The organism is Alterinioella nitratireducens (genome assembly GCF_013155465.1).
GTDB classification, from domain to species: Bacteria; Pseudomonadota; Alphaproteobacteria; order Rhodobacterales; family Rhodobacteraceae; genus Alterinioella; species Alterinioella nitratireducens.
Genome location: NZ_JABJVX010000024.1, coordinates 1 through 20,152 on the forward strand (window position 1 = coordinate 1; position 20,152 = coordinate 20,152).

The 20,152-nt window shown below is 66.5% G+C and carries 23 protein-coding genes and 1 pseudogene; 4 read left to right on the top strand and 20 right to left on the bottom strand.

Going from position 1 to position 20,152, the window contains the following annotated elements; translation table 11 throughout:
- Positions 1-149 precede the first annotated feature (149 nt).
- From HNS34_RS19325 to HNS34_RS19405, 18 genes and pseudogenes are all read right to left on the bottom strand, one after another.
- Positions 150-374, bottom strand: a complete 225-nt coding sequence (locus HNS34_RS19325) for a DUF7220 family protein (protein WP_172321728.1) — start codon at positions 372-374, stop codon at positions 150-152.
- Complete coding sequence (locus HNS34_RS20830) at positions 371-856, bottom strand: hypothetical protein (RefSeq protein WP_235952822.1); 486 nt, start codon at positions 854-856, stop codon at positions 371-373. Before HNS34_RS20830 ends, HNS34_RS19325 begins: the two co-directional genes overlap by 4 nt.
- A gap of 202 nt (positions 857-1,058) precedes the next feature.
- A pseudogene (locus tag HNS34_RS20835) lies at positions 1,059-1,562 on the bottom strand (DNA cytosine methyltransferase); the annotation flags it as partial.
- Positions 1,563-1,566: 4 nt separating this feature from the next.
- Positions 1,567-2,817: a site-specific DNA-methyltransferase gene (locus HNS34_RS19335; protein ID WP_172321729.1), complete on the bottom strand. Its 1,251-nt coding sequence runs from the start codon at positions 2,815-2,817 to the stop codon at positions 1,567-1,569.
- 403 nt (positions 2,818-3,220) lie between these two features.
- Positions 3,221-3,667, bottom strand: coding sequence for a DUF6362 family protein (locus HNS34_RS19340; RefSeq protein ID WP_172321730.1), 447 nt, complete (start codon positions 3,665-3,667; stop codon positions 3,221-3,223).
- The gene (locus HNS34_RS19345; RefSeq protein ID WP_143794663.1) at positions 3,660-3,863 is read right to left on the bottom strand and encodes a hypothetical protein; all 204 of its coding nucleotides are present in this window, start codon (positions 3,861-3,863) and stop codon (positions 3,660-3,662) included. Before HNS34_RS19345 ends, HNS34_RS19340 begins: the two co-directional genes overlap by 8 nt.
- Positions 3,860-4,378 (bottom strand): crossover junction endodeoxyribonuclease RuvC, encoded by a 519-nt coding sequence (locus HNS34_RS19350; protein ID WP_235952821.1) that lies wholly within the window; start codon positions 4,376-4,378, stop codon positions 3,860-3,862. Before HNS34_RS19350 ends, HNS34_RS19345 begins: the two co-directional genes overlap by 4 nt.
- Before the next feature lie 359 nt (positions 4,379-4,737).
- Positions 4,738-7,032, bottom strand: a complete 2,295-nt coding sequence (locus HNS34_RS19355) for an AAA family ATPase (protein ID WP_172321731.1) — start codon at positions 7,030-7,032, stop codon at positions 4,738-4,740.
- Positions 7,029-7,787: a hypothetical protein gene (locus tag HNS34_RS19360; RefSeq protein WP_172321732.1), complete on the bottom strand. Its 759-nt coding sequence runs from the start codon at positions 7,785-7,787 to the stop codon at positions 7,029-7,031. Before HNS34_RS19360 ends, HNS34_RS19355 begins: the two co-directional genes overlap by 4 nt.
- Complete coding sequence (locus HNS34_RS19365) at positions 7,787-7,987, bottom strand: DUF6511 domain-containing protein (RefSeq protein ID WP_172321733.1); 201 nt, start codon at positions 7,985-7,987, stop codon at positions 7,787-7,789. Before HNS34_RS19365 ends, HNS34_RS19360 begins: the two co-directional genes overlap by 1 nt.
- A 266-nt stretch (positions 7,988-8,253) precedes the next feature.
- The gene (locus HNS34_RS19370; protein ID WP_172321734.1) at positions 8,254-9,942 is read right to left on the bottom strand and encodes a DEAD/DEAH box helicase; all 1,689 of its coding nucleotides are present in this window, start codon (positions 9,940-9,942) and stop codon (positions 8,254-8,256) included.
- 14 nt (positions 9,943-9,956) lie between these two features.
- Positions 9,957-10,586, bottom strand: coding sequence for a hypothetical protein (locus HNS34_RS19375; protein WP_172321735.1), 630 nt, complete (start codon positions 10,584-10,586; stop codon positions 9,957-9,959).
- A gap of 19 nt (positions 10,587-10,605) precedes the next feature.
- Positions 10,606-11,484, bottom strand: a complete 879-nt coding sequence (locus HNS34_RS19380) for an ATP-binding protein (RefSeq protein WP_172321736.1) — start codon at positions 11,482-11,484, stop codon at positions 10,606-10,608.
- Positions 11,481-11,963 carry a hypothetical protein gene (locus HNS34_RS19385; RefSeq protein ID WP_172321737.1) on the bottom strand — a complete coding sequence of 161 codons (483 nt, stop codon included), beginning with the start codon at positions 11,961-11,963 and terminating at the stop codon, positions 11,481-11,483. Before HNS34_RS19385 ends, HNS34_RS19380 begins: the two co-directional genes overlap by 4 nt.
- The gene (locus HNS34_RS19390; protein WP_172321738.1) at positions 11,953-12,741 is read right to left on the bottom strand and encodes a hypothetical protein; all 789 of its coding nucleotides are present in this window, start codon (positions 12,739-12,741) and stop codon (positions 11,953-11,955) included. The genes HNS34_RS19385 and HNS34_RS19390 overlap by 11 nt, the downstream gene beginning before the upstream one ends.
- The gene (locus HNS34_RS19395) at positions 12,738-13,271 is read right to left on the bottom strand and encodes a hypothetical protein (RefSeq protein ID WP_214647549.1); all 534 of its coding nucleotides are present in this window, start codon (positions 13,269-13,271) and stop codon (positions 12,738-12,740) included. Before HNS34_RS19395 ends, HNS34_RS19390 begins: the two co-directional genes overlap by 4 nt.
- Complete coding sequence (locus HNS34_RS19400) at positions 13,271-13,654, bottom strand: hypothetical protein (RefSeq protein ID WP_172321739.1); 384 nt, start codon at positions 13,652-13,654, stop codon at positions 13,271-13,273. The genes HNS34_RS19395 and HNS34_RS19400 overlap by 1 nt, the downstream gene beginning before the upstream one ends.
- A 28-nt stretch (positions 13,655-13,682) precedes the next feature.
- A complete protein-coding gene (locus tag HNS34_RS19405) occupies positions 13,683-14,276 on the bottom strand; it encodes a hypothetical protein (protein ID WP_172321740.1) in 594 nt (197 codons plus the stop codon).
- A 336-nt stretch (positions 14,277-14,612) separates the two neighbouring features.
- Between HNS34_RS19405 and HNS34_RS19410 the strand changes: the two genes are divergently transcribed.
- Complete coding sequence (locus HNS34_RS19410; RefSeq protein WP_172321741.1) at positions 14,613-15,302, top strand: HNH endonuclease; 690 nt, start codon at positions 14,613-14,615, stop codon at positions 15,300-15,302.
- Between the two features lie 81 nt (positions 15,303-15,383).
- On the opposite strand, the gene HNS34_RS19415 is transcribed toward HNS34_RS19410, so the two are convergent.
- Complete coding sequence (locus HNS34_RS19415) at positions 15,384-16,334, bottom strand: helix-turn-helix domain-containing protein (protein ID WP_172321742.1); 951 nt, start codon at positions 16,332-16,334, stop codon at positions 15,384-15,386.
- Positions 16,294-17,535, bottom strand: a complete 1,242-nt coding sequence (locus HNS34_RS19420) for a hypothetical protein (protein WP_172321743.1) — start codon at positions 17,533-17,535, stop codon at positions 16,294-16,296. Before HNS34_RS19420 ends, HNS34_RS19415 begins: the two co-directional genes overlap by 41 nt.
- A 337-nt stretch (positions 17,536-17,872) precedes the next feature.
- On the opposite strand from HNS34_RS19420, the gene HNS34_RS19425 reads away from it, so the two are divergent.
- From HNS34_RS19425 to HNS34_RS19435, 3 genes are read left to right on the top strand one after another with little or no spacing between them, the layout of a single operon-like run.
- On the top strand, positions 17,873-18,328 hold the full coding sequence (locus HNS34_RS19425; protein WP_172321744.1) for a DUF2924 domain-containing protein: 456 nt from the start codon (positions 17,873-17,875) through the stop codon (positions 18,326-18,328).
- Positions 18,325-19,650: a recombinase family protein gene (locus HNS34_RS19430; RefSeq protein WP_172321745.1), complete on the top strand. Its 1,326-nt coding sequence runs from the start codon at positions 18,325-18,327 to the stop codon at positions 19,648-19,650. Before HNS34_RS19425 ends, HNS34_RS19430 begins: the two co-directional genes overlap by 4 nt.
- The gene (locus HNS34_RS19435) at positions 19,647-20,042 is read left to right on the top strand and encodes a hypothetical protein (protein WP_172321746.1); all 396 of its coding nucleotides are present in this window, start codon (positions 19,647-19,649) and stop codon (positions 20,040-20,042) included. The genes HNS34_RS19430 and HNS34_RS19435 overlap by 4 nt, the downstream gene beginning before the upstream one ends.
- Positions 20,043-20,152: the final 110 nt, after the last annotated feature.

The following is a 20,152-nucleotide window of genomic DNA, read 5'->3' on the forward strand; positions in this document are numbered from 1 at the left end:
GAGCGCCGCCAGCTCAACCCATTGGCCAAATTGGCATTTTACGACCAACTCCGCATAACCATGCGCTCCGCATATTACAAGCTGCCAGCCGCCTGACGCAGCGGACACCAGCACCTTGCTGGCCGCCGTCCCACTGGGGCGGCGGTTTATCATTTGACGCTTCGCACTCGGATCGCCTCGAATACTCGCCGCAGGGCGAAGGACCGGGCGATGCTCACCACAGTGAACACCGCGCCCATCTTCAGGTTCTGCGCCAGCGTCGTGTGCAGCCCGAAGATCGGAAAGATCAGGATCTGCGTCAGAACCGCGACGCCGTAGCCGACGATCACGTTGGCGATGGCCTCGACCAGCGACATGGTGCGCGACTGTTTCATGCGGGCGTGCCATCATCCATCGGCCAGCAGTTGAGCTGCGAGAGTTCGGAGCGCATGCGCGGCAACCAATGGGACCACGCCGTTGCCGCAGAGCCGAAGGCGGTCCACCCGGTGGGCCAGCCCATCAGAGCCTCGACGAATGCTGGGTTCAGCGTCCGGCGCGGCTCGGAGGTATCGCTCCCAGCCGTCGGCGTCACCAGGACCTGGCGGCCAAGCAAGCCGTTCACCGGGGTGTTCGCCAATGTGGTCGCGCCGTCCTTGTGATCCCGGGCCGTCGGCGTCATCCACATCTGGCTGGCAAGGGTCAGGTCGGCGGACTTGCGATTGCCCGCGCTCGGCTTGTTGCCGTCGGTTGCCATCGGCGTTGGCCAGTCCCGCGCCATGCCATCGAGACCCTTCTCGTGTCTCCGGGCGCCGCCCCGGCTGCGAAAACTGTCGGTTTGCGGCGTCGGCCACATCGCGGCCGAGGTCGCCAGGTTCATCCCGTGCTTGCCCGCTTCCTGTGAGGGCGTCGGTTTCGTCTGCCGGTTCTCGTTGGCGCTGGCGCGGGGCGTCGGCCAGAGCCGGAGCATCTCGGTCCGGTTCCCGCCACTGGACCGGGTCCCGGAGCAGGCGCGCGGGGTCGGCCAGTTCGCAGTCCTCTCGGTGCGCGAGGATGAAGAGCCGCTCGCGCTTGTGGGGCGCGCCGACTTCCGCCGCCGTGAAGAGGCCCGCCGCAAGGCGGTAGCCCATGCCGACCAGTCCTGCGGCGACTTCGGGGAAGCCGAGGCGGAGATGATGGGCGACATTCTCGAGGAAGACGAAGGGCGGCTCGACCTCCCCGACGATCCGGGCGACGTGCGGCCAAAGGTGGCGCGGATCGTCCGCGCCCCGGCGTTTGCCCGCGACAGAGAACGGCTGGCACGGATAGCCCGCAGTGACGATGTCCACCGCGCCGCGCCACGGGCGGCCGTCGAAGCTGGCAACATCGTCCCAGACAGGCGCTGGATCCAGGGCCGCCTCTTCCATCCGTGCCACGAGAATGGCCGCGGCGTAGGTTTCCCGTTCGACATGGCCCACAGTTCGATATCCGGGCATGGCGATGGTGAGCCCGAGGTCGAGCCCGCCTGCGCCGGAACAGAGCGAGAGACCGAACAGGTCTCCGTCTCCGGAAGCGCCCCCGGAGGGATGTAAAGCCAGGTCATGCATCGCCTCAGCGTGGGTTGGCCGTCAGATCGGCGAAGGTCTGGCCAGTCCCGTCCAGCACGGCCGCTTGACCGGTGAACTGCTGCCATCGCTGGATGGCGACATCGACATAGGCCGGGTTCAGTTCGATCCCGAGGCAAACTCGTCCCGTGGTTTCGGCCGCGATCAGGGTGGTGCCGGATCCCATGAAGGGCTCGTAGACCGCCTGACCGGGGCTGGAATTGTTCAGAATTGGCCGACGCATGCATTCGACGGGCTTCTGGGTCCCGTGCACGGTTTCCGCATCCTGATCTTTGTTGGCGATTTGCCAGAGCGTCGTCTGCTTGCGGTCGCCCGCCCAATGGCCCTTGCCGGTTTTTTTCACAGCGTAGAGGCAGGGTTCGTGCTGCCAGTGATAATCGCCGCGGCTCAGCACGAGGCGATCCTTGGCCCAAATGATCTGGGACCGGATGTTGAAGCTAGACGCTTCGAGGCTCTCCGCAACCGTCGTCGCATGCAGCGCGCCGTGCCAGACATAAGCGACGTCACCCGGGAACAGCGCCCAGGCCTCGCGCCAATCCGCGCGGTCATCATTCAGCACCTTGCCGGTGCGCTTGGTCGCGGCAGCTCCCGCCTTGTTGCGCCAGCCCGGATCGTATTCGACGCCATAGGGCGGATCAGTGACCATCAGCAGCGGTGTCACATCGCCGAGTAGACGCTTGACGTCCGTGGCCACCGTCGCGTTCCCGCAGAGCAGCCGATGCTTGCCCAGCACCCAGAGATCGCCGGGACGACTGATCGGGGTCTCGGGGGCCTCTGGAACATCGTCCTCGCCCTCGCGGGAGGCGGTTTCGGGGTCGACCTCACCGGCCAACAGGGCCTCAAGCTCAGCGTCATCAAACCCGATGAGCGACAGGTCGTAGTCCTCGGCCAGCAGATCGTTCAGCTCGGCCGACAGCAGCGCTTCGTCCCATGGGCTTTCTGCCAGCTTGTTGTCCGCGATACGGTACGCCCGACGCTGCGCCTCGGTCAGGTGTCCCAGCACAATCACTGGGGCCTCGGTCAGCCCCAGCTGCGTGGCGGCCAGCACACGGCCATGTCCCGCGATCAACTCGCCATCGTCGGCGACCAGGCACGGAACCGTCCAGCCGAACTCCGCCATGCTGGCGGCGATCTTCGCGACCTGATCCGAACCGTGCAGCTTCGCGTTCTTCGCGTAGGGCTGGAGCTTGGCTAGCGGCCACATCTCGATCGCATCCGGTGCAAAGCTCAGGGTCATGCTGGTCGGTTCGCCTCAATTCGGTGGAACCCTGGACTCCGGGCACCGGCAGCCAGCCTGGACTCCGCTAAGGGTCCAGCGGCCACCGGACGTGTCAGGTTCCAAGAGTTTGTTTTGTTGTGGTTTTCAGCAGGACGCGGGTGGATGCCCGCTGGGGTGGCTTCCCAAAAAACCGACCCTGTCGCTGGCGATATTGCGCGCTTCGCCCGCCAGCATACGAATGTCGCCAGGAAGGAACCAAGAACTCAATGGGTTAGCCCATTGGACCCCGGCTGGACCCTTCGCTGGACCCCGGAAGCCAGCGGCGCGGCCTTTGCCTGCGCGCTCCTCTCCCGAGCATATTGGTTTTCTAACGGCCTCGTCGAAATGTGTAAGGCCCCGCGATGTACACCCGAAAATTTCCTCAGAGGACGATTTTTCTTGACAGGCGATTGGCGTTTTCGATGACGAACTGCTGCGACCGACGGGGCGACGGCACGCGACCGTTCAGCCGCCAGGTGATCACGGCAAGGCCGTACTGCCAGCGCTTGGTCGCGGCCGTGCGCGACAGACCGAACTGCCAGCAGATCGGCTTCCACGCCATTCCGTCGGCGCGGGCCCAGACCAGGCGGCCATCCTCGGGCTCGAGCCAACGCAGCCAGAGCATCGCTTCCTCGGCCTGCGTGATCTGTCGCGGGCTGGGCCTCGGTCGCCGCATCTGCGGCTCCTGACCGACCTTGTCGGTGAAGCTGTGGAAGTATTCGGGCCAGGCGTTGAAGAAGCCCTGCGGCATCACGCCCGGCATCTGCCGCATCACGTCGGCCGCAAGTTCAAGCCGATCCTGCACCTGCGCTGTGGTCCACTCACCCATGACGCGCCTCCCGTTCCCGCTTGCCGTAGAGCCGCTCGCCGAGCTGCCGGACCAGTTCTCGCTCGGGCCAGGTCAGGCGGTCGTCGTCGATGGCGACGGCCAGCAGGCCCTGTTCCTTCCAGCCGTCGCGCTTGACCTCGTCGGGGTTGCGGCGGCGCCCGCCATAGCCCTTGGGCGTGAACCGCATGCCGCTCATTGCACACCTCCCCGGGTCTCCAGCGCCCAGAGCAGGATCGCGATGGCGTCGGCCTCGTTGTCGTCGGCGGGCGAGAAGCCGCGCGACCGGGCGGCGGCCATCATGGCGTCCTTGTTCGCGTTGCCCTTGCCGGTGGCGTGGCGCTTGATGGTGCCGACCGGGACGCCCTGATAGGCGACGCCCGCGGTCTCCGCCCATGACGTCAACGTGGCGAGCAGCCCGCCATAGACATGCGCCGCGTCGGTGCCGGCGTGGCGGCGGACCTCCTCGAAATGGATGGCGGTGATGGCTCCGGCATCGAGCGCCAGCTGCTCGAGCCAGCCCCGGAACCGCAGGTAGCGCATGCCGCCGCCGTCGTAGCGGCTGGGCCGGAAGGACACGGTGCCACTGGTGATCAGACCGTCCGCCGCCTGCAGGGCCCAGCCGGTCGTGGTGCCGAGATCGAGGGCGAGAACGACAGGCACGCCGGGGAACGGGGCGCTCATGGGTGTCGGGTTCAGAGATACGTGGGCCATGATCGGCTCCTTTCCGGGTTGCTGCTCGATGGGGTGGCGGGCGGGACATCCAGCCCGAGAAATTGCCCAGGGGTAGGTGGTGACCCTCCCGCGCCTGGCGGGGAGGTCACCTACCCCTTTAGGGGGGCGTTTTCCGAATTCTGAAATCTGCTCCAAGGCATTGATCCAAAACAGAACTTCCAGACTCCGGAGCAGAATCCGGAAAGGCCCTTCCGGATTCTGGAAAGCACCTTCCAAGTCACTGAAATGAAATCGGAAAAGCCAGAATCCAGGATTCGCGCGGGGAGCAGAATCTGCGGATTCTGGCCAGAATCCGGGGCTGCAGAGCCAGAATTCGCGGCACGGGAGGGCGTGAATTGTCATGCCTCGTCCTCCTCCTGGTAGACCCAGACGGAGGGGTTCTCGACGGGCAGGACGGCCCCGGTCTGCGAGCATTTGTAGTGGCTGGGCAGCGCCGGGATCAGCTCCGGCGTGACCTCGCCCGTGTCGGGATCGACGGTCTCGCCGCCCGTGCCGAACAGCATTCCCTCGACGCAGAGATAGCCGTACTTGCTCCGCTCCGCGGCCAGGCCGATGCGCGTGGCGGCGGGGCCGCGGATGAACTTGACCTTGCCCTTGGTGGCGAGAACGCTGAGCCGGTCGTGGACGATAGTCCGCCCGCCGAGGCCCCCGGTATTCTCGAAGGCTTCGGAGAACTGCGCCAAGGTGTAGAGCTTGCCGCGCCGCGCCTCCTCGTAGAGCAGGCCGAGGATGACGTCGTGCTTGCGCATGCGCTCGGCGTCATGCTTGGCGCCCACCTCGGCGCGCACGAGGCGCTCGTTCATCGGGTTGATCTCGACCCATTGGCCGTCGCGCTTGTCGATCAGCTTCGAGGGCAGCGCGGGACCGTTGCGCAACTCGATCTCCAGCTTGCGCTCGGACGCGTCCTCGTCCGGGCGGTGGAGGATCAGGCCGGAGGTGTAGAAGCCCCGCAGGGCGCTCGCGCCGGAGAGCGCGAGGAATGGATCCTCCTTCACCTGGTGCTTGCTGAGCTTCTTGGTGTGGTGGATCAGGATGATCCCGCAATCGGGGTTCACGTGGTCGCGCAGCACCTCGACCCGGTCCTTGAGGAAGAACATCATCGCGGCGTTGTCGTTCTCGCCACCGCCGTCAGGTCCGCCGTCAAACAGGTTGCGGATCGGGTCGATGCACAGGATGTCGACGGGCTCGGCCGGGAACGCCTGCTGGATCGCCTTCGCGACCAGCGCGCTGCCACCCTCATCGAGCAGCAGCTTCAGCTTCGGCGTGACGACAAGGTTTTCGCGGGCGGCGGCCATCACCCCGGGCGGCAGGCCGATCTGCTGCATGCGCTCGCGCAGATAGTGGTACTGGATCTCGGCCTGCAGATAGAACACGCGCAGCGGCCGTGGCGGCGTGAAGCCGAGGAACGGCACACCGGCAGCCATGTGCACCAGCCAGCTGATGACGAGATCGCTCTTGCCGACCTTGGGCGCGCCGCCGAGCACCAGCATGCCGCCAGGGGTCAGGACGCGCGGGCCGATGATGTCGTCGGGCATCGGCGTGCCGTCGTCCAGCAGCGCGCCCAAGGTGAAGGTGGCGATCTCTCTTGCCGCCGGAGCGCCGTCGTTCCGAATGAGCGGCGGGCCGTTCCTCGCGATGTGCAGCGCCCAGAGCCGCTCGTATTCGACCCAGAGACGGTCTTCCGACCAGTTCGGCCGGATCATCGCCGCGTTGTATTCGCCGATCGCGCGCCAGGCTTCCTCCCGGCTCATCCGCCCCTCATGCGCCATGCGGACATAGTGGCCGATGGCCATGCTGACGCCTTCGAACCGCGTCCAGGCGTCCTGGCCGCCCTCGCGAACCGGCGTGATCAGGGTTGCGTCCACGCCGGGTTTCTCGCGCGGCTCGGCCGTCGCCATGCCGACTCCTGGCATGGGCGGCATTTCGGCCGCGCGCTCGAGCATGTCGGCCAGATCGAACTCGAGATCGCTGGCTTCACGGATCAGGACGAGCCGTTCCTGTCCGCCCTTGTGATAGACCGTGCCGGGCACGCGGATCGGCTGGTGCGCCGAGCGGAAATGCATGTCGCCGCCGACCTTGAGTGCGATATCGCCCCGCAACTGGCAAAGCCGCGCGAGATCGTCGCCTTCGGCGGGCTCGGTCAGCTTCCACCAGACATGGAGCTTGGTCGCGCCATCGGCAGTGCGCCCGCCGCTCTCGACGATCAGCGTCGGTCGCCCGAGGTGGTGGACGAGGTGATCGAGCTTGGCGGGGATGTCGCCCGCGTCCAGATCGACCACGACGCTCTGCATCTGCAGGACATCGGCGGCACGCGCCTGTCCGGTCTCCGCCACCGTGCCGGGAATGACATAGACCGCCGCGCCCTCGCGCGCGCCCCAGGCGGCGAATGTGGCGAGCTTGCCGGGCGCCGCGCCGTTCGCGTCGATCCAGATGTTGTGGGGCCGACCGTCCTTGCCCTGACCCTTGTCCACGAAGCCGCGGACAGGGATCAGTCCCTCGGAATAGCCGAAGACCACGTCGACGAAGCGCGCGATCTGCGCGGGGTCCGGTTCCACGGCGAAGGGATCGGGCAGCGGCGCCGCGTCGTTGAAATCCCGCCAGGGATTGAAGTGGATGATCTTGTCGTCGCTCATGCCGCCAACCCCCAGCACCGCTCGGCATGGGCGCAGAAACGGCATTCGAAGAAGTCGCGGCTTGTTGCGATGCGGGGCAGCAGCTCGCCGGCGTCGGTGGCCTGGAGTATCCGCACCGCGCGGTCGGACATGCGCTGCGCCAGATCGGCATCGAAGGCGACCTGCTCGTGATGCAGTTCGGCCGTGTCCTTGTTGATCGCCGTGAACAGTGCCGGGGCTGAGGAAATGCCCGGCACCGAGGGCTCCATGTAGGCCTGATAGATCGCGATTTGGGCGGCATAGACGGGCTTGGAGACGGCGATCCCGTCCTTGACGCAGGCCCGCCAGTTCTTCGCGTTCATGGTCTTGCATTCCCATAGAGCCGGGGGGCGCAGACCGAGTGCTGCCGGGGCGTCGGCGATGATCCCGTCGACATGGCCCCGGATGCGACCACCGGCGACGGAGAAGCCAAATTGACCGCCGTCGCGTTTTTGGGTGACCAGATCGATCCCCGCCGCCCGCAGCCAGCGGATCGCCAGATCCTCGAGCTGATGACCGATCGCGAAGATCCGCAGGGTCTGGCCGCCGAAATCCGCGCCCTCATCCTTGGGCGCGCCTGCGAACTCGAACTGCAGCGCGCGTTCGCAGGCATGCCCCAGACGGGACGCGCCGAGATAGGTCCGGGGCGGCGTGGCCTCCCGCTCGGCGATAAGCGCGGCGTCGACCAGCGTGTTGATCCGCTCGGCCATGGAGGGGCGCGGGTTGAAATCCAGCATCAGAATGGGATCTCCGCCTCGGCGGCGATCTCGGCCATCTCGGCGCGGAACGCCTCGACGGTCACGACGATCAGCCGGCGCATGTCGTTCTGGGTCAGTTGGTGCAGCGGGCGCTCCCAACCGATCCGCTCCATCTCGGGCGCGAGCGCGCGCATCACGGCGGGCAGTGCCTGCGTTTCCTCTTCGGTGAAGTCGATCATGCTCAATCCTCGTTTCGCTTTGCGGGTGAAGGCCGCCTGGCAGCCCATGGAGCAGAACCAGCGGCGGGTGCGGTGAGCCGGATCAGGAAACGGTCCGGGGGACCGTCTTCCCGGCGAACGGCGCGACCGGTGTGGGTCGAACCAGCCGAAGCCGCGGGTGCGCGCGGTGCAGACGGCGCAGAGCGCCGGCCGCGGATGCCAGAGGCGATCAGAGCCCGGTCGACCCGCAGCCGCTGCGGGCGGGGATGGGATTTGCGCGACATGGCTCACGCCGCCCTCCGCTCGGGCTCGGCCGCCGCGCCGACAACCGCGCGGATTGCCTGCTTGTTGAAGCCGAATGTCATCAGCGCCGAGGCGCGATAGCGCGTCAGGCCGAAGTCATGGCGGCACTCGGGCGGCAGGTACTGCAGCTGCTTCTCGGTCGGCGGCTGGCGGAGCCAGGAACGGGTCTTGAAGGCGCTTTCGTCGGTCTCGTGGGTGTTCAGCCAGTCGTCGGCCTGCGCGAGGCAGACCGTGCGCTCGCCGACGCCCAACAGGTGGGGGCGTTCGCCCTTCGCGCCGCCGATGGCGTACCAGACCCCGTCCAGCCAGAAGATGCCGCCCCAGGCGGTGAAGCCCGTAGCCATCAGCGCGTCATCCGTGCCGTAGAGGTCGACCCACGCGAAACTGGATCGCTTCAGCAGGTCGATCTCCGTCATCATGAAGCCCGACAGCGGCGCGGCACCGTCGCCTTCGCCCGCATCCAGATCCTCGCGCGGGAACACCTCGCCGCAGAGCGGGCATTCGGTGGCTGCCAGCGGAATGTCGGCGCCGCAGCCGGGGCAGGATTTCGTCGGGGCTTCACCCGCCTCGGTCTTGCCGTCGAGATCGACGTCCTGCTCGAGCGTGCCGTGGATCAGGCTCGACGTGCCGAAATCCAGCACGACGCAGTCGGTCTTGACGATGCCGGGGTGTTCCTCGGGATCGACGGTGCGCAGGCCGCGCCCGACCATCTGGATCATTGTGGACTTGTAGGAGCTCGGCCGCAGCAGCACGACGCAGGAGGTGGGCGGATGGTCCCAGCCCTCGGTCAGCACCGCCACGTTGACGACGACGCGGATGTCGCCCGCCGCGTAGTCGGCGAGGATCGCCTTGCGGGTCTCGGCCGCCAGATCGCCGTGGATCAGCGCGGCGGAAACGCCCGCCGCCCTGAAGGCGTCGGTGACGTGTTCGGCATGCGCGACGGTGGAGCAGAACACCACGGTCTGCCGGTCGCCTGCCTTCTCTTTCCAGTGCCGGATCACCTCGTCGGTGACGGGAGCGCGGTCCATGATGCCCGCCACCTCCGCCATGTCGAAATCCGCCATCGTCTTGCGGACCGAGCGGAGCTCGTCCTGCACACCCACGTCGATGACGAAGGTGCGCGGCGGAACGAGATGGCCCGAGGCGATCAGTTCGCCCAGCCGGACCTGGTCGGCGACGTTGTCGAAGACCTCGCGCAGACCCTTCCTGTCGCCCCGGTTCGGGGTGGCCGTGACCCCGAAGATCCGGGCGACGGGATTGGCCTCGCGCACCCGGTCGATGATGCGGCGATAGCTGTCGGCCACCGCATGGTGCGCCTCATCCACGACCAGCAGATCGAGCCGCGGCATGTTGGCGAGGTTCGATGACCGCGCCAGCGTCGGCACCATGGCGAAGGCCACCTGGCCGCCCCAGGACTTCTCCGTGGCGTCGATCACCGAGGTGGCGACGCCCGGCACCACGCGCTGGAACTTGGCTCGGTTCTGCGCCGTCAACTCGTCACGATGGGCCAGCACGCAGGCCTTGGCGCCATCGCCGATCATCTCGCCGGTGACCGCCGAGAGCATGATGGTCTTGCCCGCACCGGTGGGCGCTACGCCCAACGTGTTGCCGCGGGAAGCGAGCGCAGCCACGCTGCGCTCGACGAAGGTCTTCTGGCGGGGGCGCAGGCGCATGGCCGGTCTCCCCCTTACTGCGCCCAGCTCGGCCGACCGGCGAACCCGGGAGCGGAAGCGGGCTGGCTGGGCTGATGTGACGGTGCCGCAGAGGTGGTCTGCTGCGGGGCAAGTCCGGCTGCACCCTGTCCGCCGAACTGCAGCGCAGCCGTCCCCATGACCTGAGCGTAATCGCGATGATCGGGCGTGACCGCGCTGCGGATCTCGTTCTTGTCGTCGCCGCTGGCGTCGGTGCCGATGTCGATGCGGGCGATGAACTCGATCCCGTCGAGATCGGCGAAGCCGTTGATGCGCCGCGCCGCCTGCGCCTCGGCCGACATGTCCTTGTCGGAAATCCCGCGGGCCGAGTTCAGCATGCCGCGCACGAGGCTGCGGCCCATGTTCGCCCAGTCCGGCCCCTTCGGGCTGTAGAGTCCGATGAGGGTGAAGATCTTGCGCCGGGCGTACTGCCCCTCGGTCACCGTGAACTCGCCGTTCAGGTAAACCGCGCCGGTCGAGCCGCGCGTGGCATAGCCGCCGGTCCAGCCCTGCGAGGCATCGTCGAAGCCGCCCGGGCGGATCGTCAGGCGCACCTTGGCCAGCGTGCCCTTGGGGATCAGGTTGGTGTTGCTCTGCGCGTCGTTGAAATCGTTCCAGGAACCCATGGGGAACCTCCTTTTCTGATCAGGATTGCGGTTGGGATTGGACGTCAGCCGCCGGATCGGCGGGCGGCGGGGTGTAGGTCAGGCGCTTGGGCGCTGGCGCGACGGGGGCGCGGATCTTCGTCATCAGGCGGCCGAGGTGAGGCTCCTCGACCTGATCCAGACGACCCGACCGGTCCTTGGCGGGAAAGCCCCAGGGGTTGATCGTCCGGCAGACGAAGGCGCGATAGGGATCGCCATCGGCCTTCAGCTCCGCCATGGTGATCACCTCGTCGACGATCCCCGGCAGCTCGAGCCCGGTCTTCGAGCCGTCGATCTGCGGCTGGAACACCTTGCGGTTGAAGTCGTCGAGCTTCTCGTCGAGGATTCCGACGAACCAGACGTTCTTCGCCCGCGTGTGCTGCAGATGGGTGAGCCAGCCGATCATCTCGCGGCCATGAAGCCCGTAGGCGCCGCGCACATCCGGCTTGCCGGTCTTCTCCGACAACGCCTCGGGCTGACCCTTGCACCAGCCGAAGCACAGCCGTCCCGCTACGGTGATCGAGTCCACGAAGATCGTGTCGTAGCGGTCGAGCGCGGCCGGGTCGCCGAAGCGGTCGCAGACCGCCTTGTAGTGCGCCGGGCTGTAGGGCTGCTCTTCACGCAGCGCCGGGTTGGGCCCGCCGATGAACACCGCGAAATCCCGGCATTCCGTCCATGTCCGCGGCCGGATGCTGTCGCCCGCCCAGCCCTCGATGGCGAGATCGCCCGCCTCGAGATCCATGAACAGCGTCGTCGATGCGTTCAGGGTCCAGAGGAGCGACGTCTTCCCGATGCCGGACTTGCCGAAGATGCAGCCCTTGATCCCACGCGGCTCGGCCAGCCGCTGGTCGGCGCTGATGATCGGAAGGCCGCCGGTCATGCCAGCACCTCCTGACGCGCCGGCGCTGCATCCGTGTCGTTGCTGGTCACGGCCGCGAAAAGCGCATCGAGACGATCCGCCTCGTCGAGGCATTCCTTGCCCTTGCGGCGCATGAAACGCCGCGCGTCATCGAGCAGCTCGGGCTCGGCGATGAGGTTCGGGATGGCGACGTATTCCGCGGCGGACTCAACAAAGTAAGACTTCGAGCGCAGATCCTTCACCAGTGGCGCGAAGGACTCGCACACATCCGCGAAATCGGCCTGGCCCACAGCATCGTCCTGCGTGCGCAGGATCCGCTTCACCTCGGTGATGATGCCGGTCCGCAGCATCCGCAGCGCACCTTCCTGCCGCGCCTGGCTGCAGGTCAGCGGGAAAGCATCCTCCATCATGTCATCGGCGATTTTCGGGGCGTTGTTGCCAAGCTGCGCGGCAACCTCCCAGACACGTTCGGCAAATGCCGCCGATTGGCTATCGAGCATCGAACCACTCCTTGATTGTCGTGAAAGCTGCAGACCCCTCGGCGATGGCCGTGGCATCGAGGTCGTGAAACGGGGTGTCCCTGGCCTCACGCATGCCCTTGCGGGCAAGGGCGAGGTTTTCGTCCGAGGCCCATTCGGCAAAGGCGCGGAAGACCCCTGTCACATGCCGCCAGGCCGCCTGCTCGGGTGTGGGCGGAACGTAGAGAGGATTGCGTCGGCTGGCGGACCGCTGTGGGCGCAACCCGCGCATGGCGGCGTCCACCACCATCTTGCGCAGCGCCGCACGGGTCGGTTCCTCGCCGCGCTCCAGACGATCGTCGAGGGCGCGACGAACGACGCCGGGGTCAGCGGCTTCGGCGTCTCTGATCTGACGGGCCTCGTGGATCTGATCGTGGCGAAGGCCGAGGTCGGCGGCGGTCGCGGGTGAAAAGCTGTTGGCGTCTGCAACAGCTTTTTCCGGGCCACGTTGTCCGTTTCCGGCAACCTCGCCCCGCGCCTGCGCCGCATCGTATTCATCGGCCAGCCGACGCTTGGCACGGGCCTCGATCTCGAGCGCATGGGCCTGAGCGCGATGTGCCGCCGCGACGAGATCGTCATGGGCGCTCTTGGCGCGCTGCAGCCGCGCCGCGCGTTTCGCCACGTCGTAGGCCAGCCCGGCAACCTCGCGCGCCTCGAGCACTTCGGCGGCGGTCTTGGCGCCAGACAGCATGCTGGCCGCGCGGTCGATCAGGCTGGGCAGGTCCTGCGATGGGGCCGAAAGAGGGGCGAGCTGGCTCATTGATCGCCCCCTTGCGGGACGATCTCGATCTTCAACGTCCCGGGCCGGACGGTGCGCGCGGGCTCGAAACCGGCGCGGATGGCATCGGGCCAGGCGGCGTATTTGCGCTCGGGCACCTTGAAGGCGATGTCGACATACTGCGCGGGATCGTCCCCGGCGGCGCGGATGCGCTCGACCATGGCGGCGAGGCGATCCTGGTCCCAATCGACCCGTTTCGGCAGGTCGGCGACCACGGTGAAATCCCCGTCGTCGAACCGGATCGTGCCGGTGTCCTTGCCCGCCGTCTGCCGCTCCTCGGCGGCGCGGGTGGCGTAGCGGACCGCCAGCGCGCCATCGAGGCGGGCTTTCGCGGCCTTGTCCCGCTTGATGCGCTCATCGACGTCGCGCTGCAGGATGGCCAGCAACTCGACGGGCATCTGGGCGATGTCCTGCAAACCGAGGCCCGGCAAGTCGTCGACGGTGGGGGTGTTCGCGGGGAACGGCATGTAAGGGTCTCCATGATCGGCAAAGAGGAATTGGAAGGCGGTCATCACGCGACAGCCCGACCACTCGAACCGGTGGCGTGGTCGGGCTGCCCCTGCTCGGCGAGCAGGAGCGCGGACAGCGGCACGGCTGCGGCCTTCGGTTTGGGGCGGGCGACGGCGATGTAGGCGAACTGGTCGGGGCCCGTGCGCTCCTGCACCAGGTGCACGAGACCCTGTTCGGCGGCCCAGAAGGCGCGCGACCCGAGCCGTGCCAGTCCCGCGCGCTGCTGATCCGGCAACCGGGCGAACATCGGGAAGATGTCGAGAGCCAGAAAGCCGCGATGGTATTCGAGCCGGTCGCCCGGCACGGCCTGCGCCACCCAGGCGCAGAACTCGATCTCGGTGAGCGGTCGGCGGGCGCGGACCGTGATGAAGGGGGTGGTGCCCATGAAGATGATCTCCTCCTTTCGCCTCTACTCAGGCCGCCGCGAGATCGTCCCAGGCGGGACCGAGACCACGGGCGGTGAGGACGTGACGGAGATCGGCGAGGCGGCGGTAGAGCGCGGACCGGCTGCCGAAACCCTCGGCCGCGAGGGCGGTCACGGGGCGATGCGCCAACGCCGCGCAGAACCGGCGATCCTCGGCCGGGAGCCGCGCGAGCGCTGCCTGCAGGGCGTGGTGAAGTTCGGTGACGGCCGTGGCGCAGCAGGTCTGGCCGTGCCAGGCAGCAAGCCCGTCGTCCTCGGTCAGCGTGTCGCCGACCGGCTCGCGGGCTCCGGCCAAGGGCACATCGAGCGAGAGCAGCGACCCGCCCTGCGCACGGCGCTGGCTGTGGTGACGCATCGCGATCCGCGAGGACTGGTTGCGCAGCACGATGTTGGCGAAGGCGCCGATGCTGCCACGCCGCGCGTCGAAGCCAGGCAGGCGGCAGATCAGATCAACCAGAAGGTCCTGGCGGAGATCGTCATGATCGGCGGCAGGCAAGACCAGCTTGCGGCGCAGACGGCGTGCAGCGGCATCGGCTTCGCGGATGATGGTTTCAATGTCGTCGGGGGAGAGTTCGATCTGCATCGGTGTGCGCCTCGGTCATCGTTTCTGATGAGCCCAAGGTGCCGGATGCGGTCGGCGCGCAGGTGGGAACGGGGTGGGAATAAGGTGGGGGTTTGGTGGGTCGCGCCATTTCCGGTCGCCGGGTTAGAATAGAAGGGCCGACGCGGACCGCTTAGCGGCCACTAAAACCATAAATCGCCAAACCACGCATGGATAACGCGCTCATTATATCTGCTGTCGATGGCGGATCACCGCGGTGAATACTGTACTTCGACCGCGTGAAGCTGATGATTGCGCGACTTGAGAGTGCCGGGATAAGTTCCATGAACATTTATAGCGACGGAGGCGTGCTCGACGATGGCAGACCTAATTTTTGACCGGAAGCACGCCATGGAAGCGATCCGCTTGGCAAAAACCAACGGGCAGGAATGGCTATATGAAAGCTATCCCAAGCCAAACGGACAGAAGCGCCGGTCGAGCACGGGTTTTCTGATGCACGAAGGCACGGCCTACCCGGTAAAACCGCTAGGACGTCTGGCAAACGAGATTGCCGGCAACCCTATGACCGCTAATCCCATCACGAATGTTTTCAGGAAATACTTCGAGAAGTTGGGGTTCCAGTTGATCGACAGCCCTGAGGACGAGGCGGAAAACGCGACTGAGCGACAGCGCCGCCTCGCCGAAGTTTGGGAGCGCCCGGGCCAAGCCCGGTTTCGCCGCGCCGTCTTTGAGATGTTCGGCGCGCGCTGTGTTGTGACAGGATGCGAGACGCTGATGGCGTTGGAAGCCGCACACGTTCTGCCTGTGTCCAGCGGCGGCGGCGATGAAGGATGGAATGGCATTCCTCTTCGCGCCGACTTGCACAGGCTCTTCGACGCTGGCGCCATCATGATCGATCCTACCTCGTGGAAACTCTCGGTGGCTGATGCCGTGCGTGAGGAATACGGCCAGTATCACGGTCTGGACCTCGAGCCGGTCATCGCCGAGATCGACGGGGCAGCGGAGCTGGCGGCGGCATTGCGGAAGCGAATGGCAATGATCGGCTAAATGCGAGCTGGACCGACCCGGCTCCAGCTGACGAAAGCGGACTCAAGGAAGGAAGCGCGCGAGACGCTGCTGGTTACCTTTTCAACCGTCGACCACGATGTCTGATGCATGGACGCTGAGCCGGTAGCCCCGGTTGCGCACGGTCATGATCAGGGTCTTGCTCTCGGCATCGGTGAACCCGGCAGCCTTGAACGCGTCGCGCAGCTCACGGATCAGATCCTTGGCCTCGCGCGCCGTCGTGCCTTCGACATGGGATCCGGAGGCGACCTGATCGCGCGACAGCGCCTTCTCGAGCAGGCGTTCGAACACGGGGAAAATCTGACGCGACAGGATGACGGAACGACCGTCCCAATGAACCTCGGCCGCCGCCCTCCGAACACGAAGCACGGGCGCCAGCGGGATCGGCCCCAGAGCCGCGATGTCGATTGTGCCGCCGAGGCCATTTGTGGCGGGCGTCAGCACCTCGAGGATTTCGACGAGATGAAAGCCCGCATCCTGGTGTCGCCGGGCAATCTCCGCTGGCAACTGCGGCGCGAGGATCGTGACGTCCGGGCCCTGCGCCGCTTGGCGCAACGATGCTATGATGCCGTCGCCGGTCAGGGCTGCGGGCTCCAGCGCAAGAAACACTGCGCGCCCCGATGGCGTATCGCCGAGCCGCCAGACCTTCTCCGCGGCGCGTTTCGGGGCTGCAGCGAACCCTGCTGCGGCGCCGATCACGGATGCCAGCCCATCAGCGCCGATGCGGAACACGCGCACATCATCTTCGGTGAGTTCGATGTCCTGTCGATGATCGAACGGGCACTCAGCCCGAAACGCATCGCCGATTTTCCGGATCGGCCGACAGGGGAGCCCGCATTCGCAGCCGTCGCAGACGTCCCAATCGGAGAGCGGCGCCTGTTCGACGAGGACACGTTTCGCCAGCAGCCGGTCGAAAACCGGACCGAAAAACGGCGCGGCAAGCTCGCCGGACAGGATCGCGTCGTTGCCAGCCTCACTCAGCCGCGTCAACAACCTCAAAATCGTCTCGGTCATTCATCAGCCCGTTCCGTTCGATCAGCTTCATCACCCGCGCCTCGTGCTGGGTGCGGCGGAACTGCACGACGCCCGGGGGCCGCAGCTTGACCGTGACCTGCGGCTGGCGCTTGCCGTCGCCCTTGAACAGGATCCGGAACACGAGCTCGCCCAGCCTCCAGGCGCCGCCGAAAGAGACCGGCGTGCCGCCGAAATGCTGGAGCGCGTCACCGCTGAGATCCCGCGACCGCAGGGTGCGCACCACGCGGGGATACCCCTTCTTGCCGGGTGCCATCAGGTCGGCCGCCGCCTCGATGATCAGCACCTTGTCGATCAGCGGATCGTAGGCGGCATCGAAGGCGAAGCCCGGTCCGGCCAGTTCGACCGGGCACAGGGTATAGAGGTCCTGCGCATCGTCGCCGTCGAAGAAGCCGGGCCTGTCTAGGATGATCGAGGCGAAGAGTTCCGCGATCTCGGGCTGATGCGCCTTCCGGATGCGGGCCAGCCGCAACATGCCGGTGTTCTCGGAGTATCGCAACACGGCGTGAGAAATCTGGCGTACGCTGATGACCCGTTCGACCTGGCCCTCGACGACCGGCATGGTCGAGACCATGGAGCCGTGGCTGACCACGAGGTTGATCTCGTCATCGTCGTCGTAGTCGCCCACCCGGCAGTAGTCCCCGAGAAACGCGTCACGGAAGAGCGCGGCGACGGCCGTCCGGAACGCCTCGACCTTATCCTCAGTCAGGTCGATCGCGACGCCCCGTTCCCGTCCAGCATATTCATGCAGGCGGTCGGCAGTGAGCATCGCCATATGGTCGGCGGCCGCGTCGAAGAGGTCAGGATGCTCCAGAAAGACCCGGACGGCGATGTGCTTGGGATCATGCGCCTTGTTCGGCGCGTCCTCGTCGCCGGTCTTCATGTCGGGGAACAGATCGACGCCCTGACGGGCGGCCTGCGCCTGAATGATTTCGAGGCCGCGGGCATCGCCAAGTTCCGCGATGCGGTGCAGATCGCCGCGCAGCCCCTCCGGATAGCTGTCCTCGGCGCCGGTCAGCAGTTTCTCCAGCGCCTCGCGGGCGGCATCCTCCTCCTGGTCCAGCAGGTCGACGGAGAAGCCCTTGTACTTGCCCTCGTGCCGCGCCAGCAGCGGCTTCATAAGGGCAAGATCGATGGTCTTGATGAACCGGGGGTTCACGAACTTCTTCAAATTGCCGGCCACGACGAATCCCCTTTCCTGCAAAACCAGTGTTCTTGATACGTTCTTTCGTGTGATTCATCAACCTGCGCGGGATCGGCTGGGACGCTTTCCGACATCGACGAGTAGAGGCCAGAGGAGACGACTGCTCCGAGGCCCGCATGAAACGACCCAATCCGCTCCCGCCCGACCAGATGACGCCCGCAGAGCGCCGCGCCGAGCTGTGCGGCCTGCTGGCGCTCGGGCTGCTTCGGTTGCGGATGCGGGAGACCGGCGAAGTATCTGACGATACTGGAGAAAGTTGCCTACACTATCCGCCCGACCAATGCCGTCATGCAACTCCAACTCAACGGAGAAACGCATGAACAAGCCCGATCCCATCCCCGCGCGCCTTGCCGCGCTCAAGACCACGTCGACGCCCGACCTGAAGAAACAGTGGCGCGACCTGTTCGACAGCGAGCCGCCGCCGTTCAACCGCCGCTATCTCGAAAGCCGCATCGCCTATCGCATCCAGGAACTCGCCTATGGCGGGCTGAAGCCGGAGACGATCCGGCGGCTGGAACGGCTGGGCGAGGAACTGGACGGCGGCGACCGGGCGAAGCGGAGCATCCGCGCCGATCGCGACCGCCCGATCACAGGCACGCGCCTTCTGCGCGAATGGCAGGGCGTCGAGCAGATAGTCACCGTTACTGCCGACGGCTTCGAATGGCAGGGGCGGCCGTACAAGTCGCTGTCCGCGATCGCCCGCGCGATCACCGGCACGCGCTGGAACGGCTGGGTGTTCTTCGGGCTCAAGAACCACAGGGGGCGGAAGTGACGAAGCCGCCGGATAAATCGAAGGTCGTCCGCAAGCTGCGGTGTGCCGTCTACACCCGGAAATCCTCCGAGGAAGGACTGGAGCAGGAGTTCAACTCGCTCCACGCCCAACGCGAGGCCTGCGAGGCTTACATCGCCAGCCAGCGGTCTGAGGGCTGGGTACTCGTCCGCGATCAGTATGACGACGGCGGCATCTCCGGCGGCACGCTGGATCGCCCCGGCCTGCAGCGGCTGCTGGAGGACATCGAGGACGGGCTGGTCGACGTGGTGGTGGTCTACAAGATCGACCGCCTCAGCCGCTCCCTGGCCGACTTCGCCAAGCTGGTCGAGGTGTTCGACCGCAATGGCGTGACGTTCGTCTCGGTCACGCAGTCCTTCAACACGACCACGTCGATGGGGCGGTTGACCCTGAACATCCTGCTCAGCTTCGCCCAGTTCGAGCGCGAGGTCACGGCCGAGCGGATCCGCGACAAGGTCGCCGCCAGCCGGAAGAAGGGCATGTGGATGGGCGGGGTGCCGCCTTTCGGCTACCGTGTCGAGAACCGGAAGCTGGTGGTCGACGAAGAGCACGCTGCGCATGTGCGCTGGATCTTCGCCCGCTTTCTCGAGATCGGGTCCTGCACGGAACTGGCGCGGGAAGTCGGCACGCGCGGCCTCCGGACGCCGCGCGGCAACCGGATCGACAAGAAGTACATCTACCGCATGCTCAGCAACCGCGCCTACATCGGCGAGGCGGTCCACAAGGGCGACAACTATCCCGGCGAGCACGACGCCATCATCGATCCCGAGATTTGGGACCGCGTCCACGCCATCCTACAGGAGAGCCCGCGCAAGCGCGCGGCCCGCACCCGCGCCGACACGCCCGCGCTGCTGAAGGGGCTGCTGTTCGGGCCCGATGGCGCCGCGTTCTCACCGACGCATACTCGGAAGGGGGATCGTCTCTACCGCTACTATGTCAGTCAGACCGTGCTGAAGCATGGTGCTGGTTCGTGTCCGGTCGGCCGCGTGCCTGCGGGCGAGATCGAGGGCGCTGTCATCGACCAGCTCCGCGCCGTGTTCCGCCAGCCAGAGATCGTGGCGGGGACGTGGAAGGCGGCGCGTGCCTACGCCGAAGAAATCTCCGAGGCCGACGCACGCGCGGCCTTGCAGCAGCTCGACCCGCTGTGGGACGAACTCTTCCCCGCCGAGCAGGCGCGCATAGTCACGCTGCTGGTCGAGCGCGTCGATATCGGCACGAACGGGCTCAACTTCCGGCTCCGGATGGACGGCCTCGGAGGGCTCGCGCGCGAGATGCTGTCTGGCAGCATCGGAGCAGCGGCATGACCCGCGCGACGGCGGTCCCCGAGACGGTTACAATCCACGTGCCATTCCGCATCGTGAAGCGCGGCGGGCGGAAAGAGATGCAGCGGCCATCAGGTACCCAAGCGCGCGGGAGGCCGGACGATACGCTCATCAAGGCGCTTGCGCGCGCGTTCCGCTGGAAGAGGATGCTCGACAACGGTGACTTTGCCACGGTAGCCGACCTCGCCGCACAGGAGGGCATCGCTGTCTCCTACCTAACGCGTGTGCTTCGGCTGACGCAGCTTGCGCCCGATCTCGTCGAGGCGATACTCGACGCACGGCATCCCCCGGGCCTGACGCTTCAGTCGCTGCGAGTGCAGATCCCCGATGAATGGTCGAAGCAGCGCGAGTCCTTGCTGCCAGGGACGGAATAAGGCTTGCGGCATCAGTCGGCCACGCTGTAGCTTCTCCGAGCCGTTGTCAGGCGAAAGAGCTGCCAAACCAAAGAATTGCGCGTTGATCTGAGCCGAGTTCTTTGACAAGC

Bases quoted from the DNA above. Each gene is read 5' to 3' on its own strand.
- HNS34_RS19325 (WP_172321728.1), bottom strand. From the start codon at position 374: ATGAAACAGTCGCGCACCATGTCGCTGGTCGAGGCCATCGCCAACGTG.
- HNS34_RS20830 (WP_235952822.1), bottom strand. From the start codon at position 856: ATGAACCTGGCGACCTCGGCCGCGATGTGGCCGACGCCGCAAACCGAC.
- HNS34_RS19335 (WP_172321729.1), bottom strand. From the start codon at position 2,817: ATGACCCTGAGCTTTGCACCGGATGCGATCGAGATGTGGCCGCTAGCC.
- HNS34_RS19340 (WP_172321730.1), bottom strand. From the start codon at position 3,667: ATGGGTGAGTGGACCACAGCGCAGGTGCAGGATCGGCTTGAACTTGCG.
- HNS34_RS19345 (WP_143794663.1), bottom strand. From the start codon at position 3,863: ATGAGCGGCATGCGGTTCACGCCCAAGGGCTATGGCGGGCGCCGCCGC.
- HNS34_RS19350 (WP_235952821.1), bottom strand. From the start codon at position 4,378: ATGGCCCACGTATCTCTGAACCCGACACCCATGAGCGCCCCGTTCCCC.
- HNS34_RS19355 (WP_172321731.1), bottom strand. From the start codon at position 7,032: ATGAGCGACGACAAGATCATCCACTTCAATCCCTGGCGGGATTTCAAC.
- HNS34_RS19360 (WP_172321732.1), bottom strand. From the start codon at position 7,787: ATGCTGGATTTCAACCCGCGCCCCTCCATGGCCGAGCGGATCAACACG.
- HNS34_RS19365 (WP_172321733.1), bottom strand. From the start codon at position 7,987: ATGATCGACTTCACCGAAGAGGAAACGCAGGCACTGCCCGCCGTGATG.
- HNS34_RS19370 (WP_172321734.1), bottom strand. From the start codon at position 9,942: ATGCGCCTGCGCCCCCGCCAGAAGACCTTCGTCGAGCGCAGCGTGGCT.
- HNS34_RS19375 (WP_172321735.1), bottom strand. From the start codon at position 10,586: ATGGGTTCCTGGAACGATTTCAACGACGCGCAGAGCAACACCAACCTG.
- HNS34_RS19380 (WP_172321736.1), bottom strand. From the start codon at position 11,484: ATGACCGGCGGCCTTCCGATCATCAGCGCCGACCAGCGGCTGGCCGAG.
- HNS34_RS19385 (WP_172321737.1), bottom strand. From the start codon at position 11,963: ATGCTCGATAGCCAATCGGCGGCATTTGCCGAACGTGTCTGGGAGGTT.
- HNS34_RS19390 (WP_172321738.1), bottom strand. From the start codon at position 12,741: ATGAGCCAGCTCGCCCCTCTTTCGGCCCCATCGCAGGACCTGCCCAGC.
- HNS34_RS19395 (WP_214647549.1), bottom strand. From the start codon at position 13,271: ATGACCGCCTTCCAATTCCTCTTTGCCGATCATGGAGACCCTTACATG.
- HNS34_RS19400 (WP_172321739.1), bottom strand. From the start codon at position 13,654: ATGGGCACCACCCCCTTCATCACGGTCCGCGCCCGCCGACCGCTCACC.
- HNS34_RS19405 (WP_172321740.1), bottom strand. From the start codon at position 14,276: ATGCAGATCGAACTCTCCCCCGACGACATTGAAACCATCATCCGCGAA.
- HNS34_RS19410 (WP_172321741.1), top strand. From the start codon at position 14,613: ATGGCAGACCTAATTTTTGACCGGAAGCACGCCATGGAAGCGATCCGC.
- HNS34_RS19415 (WP_172321742.1), bottom strand. From the start codon at position 16,334: ATGACCGAGACGATTTTGAGGTTGTTGACGCGGCTGAGTGAGGCTGGC.
- HNS34_RS19425 (WP_172321744.1), top strand. From the start codon at position 17,873: ATGAACAAGCCCGATCCCATCCCCGCGCGCCTTGCCGCGCTCAAGACC.
- HNS34_RS19435 (WP_172321746.1), top strand. From the start codon at position 19,647: ATGACCCGCGCGACGGCGGTCCCCGAGACGGTTACAATCCACGTGCCA.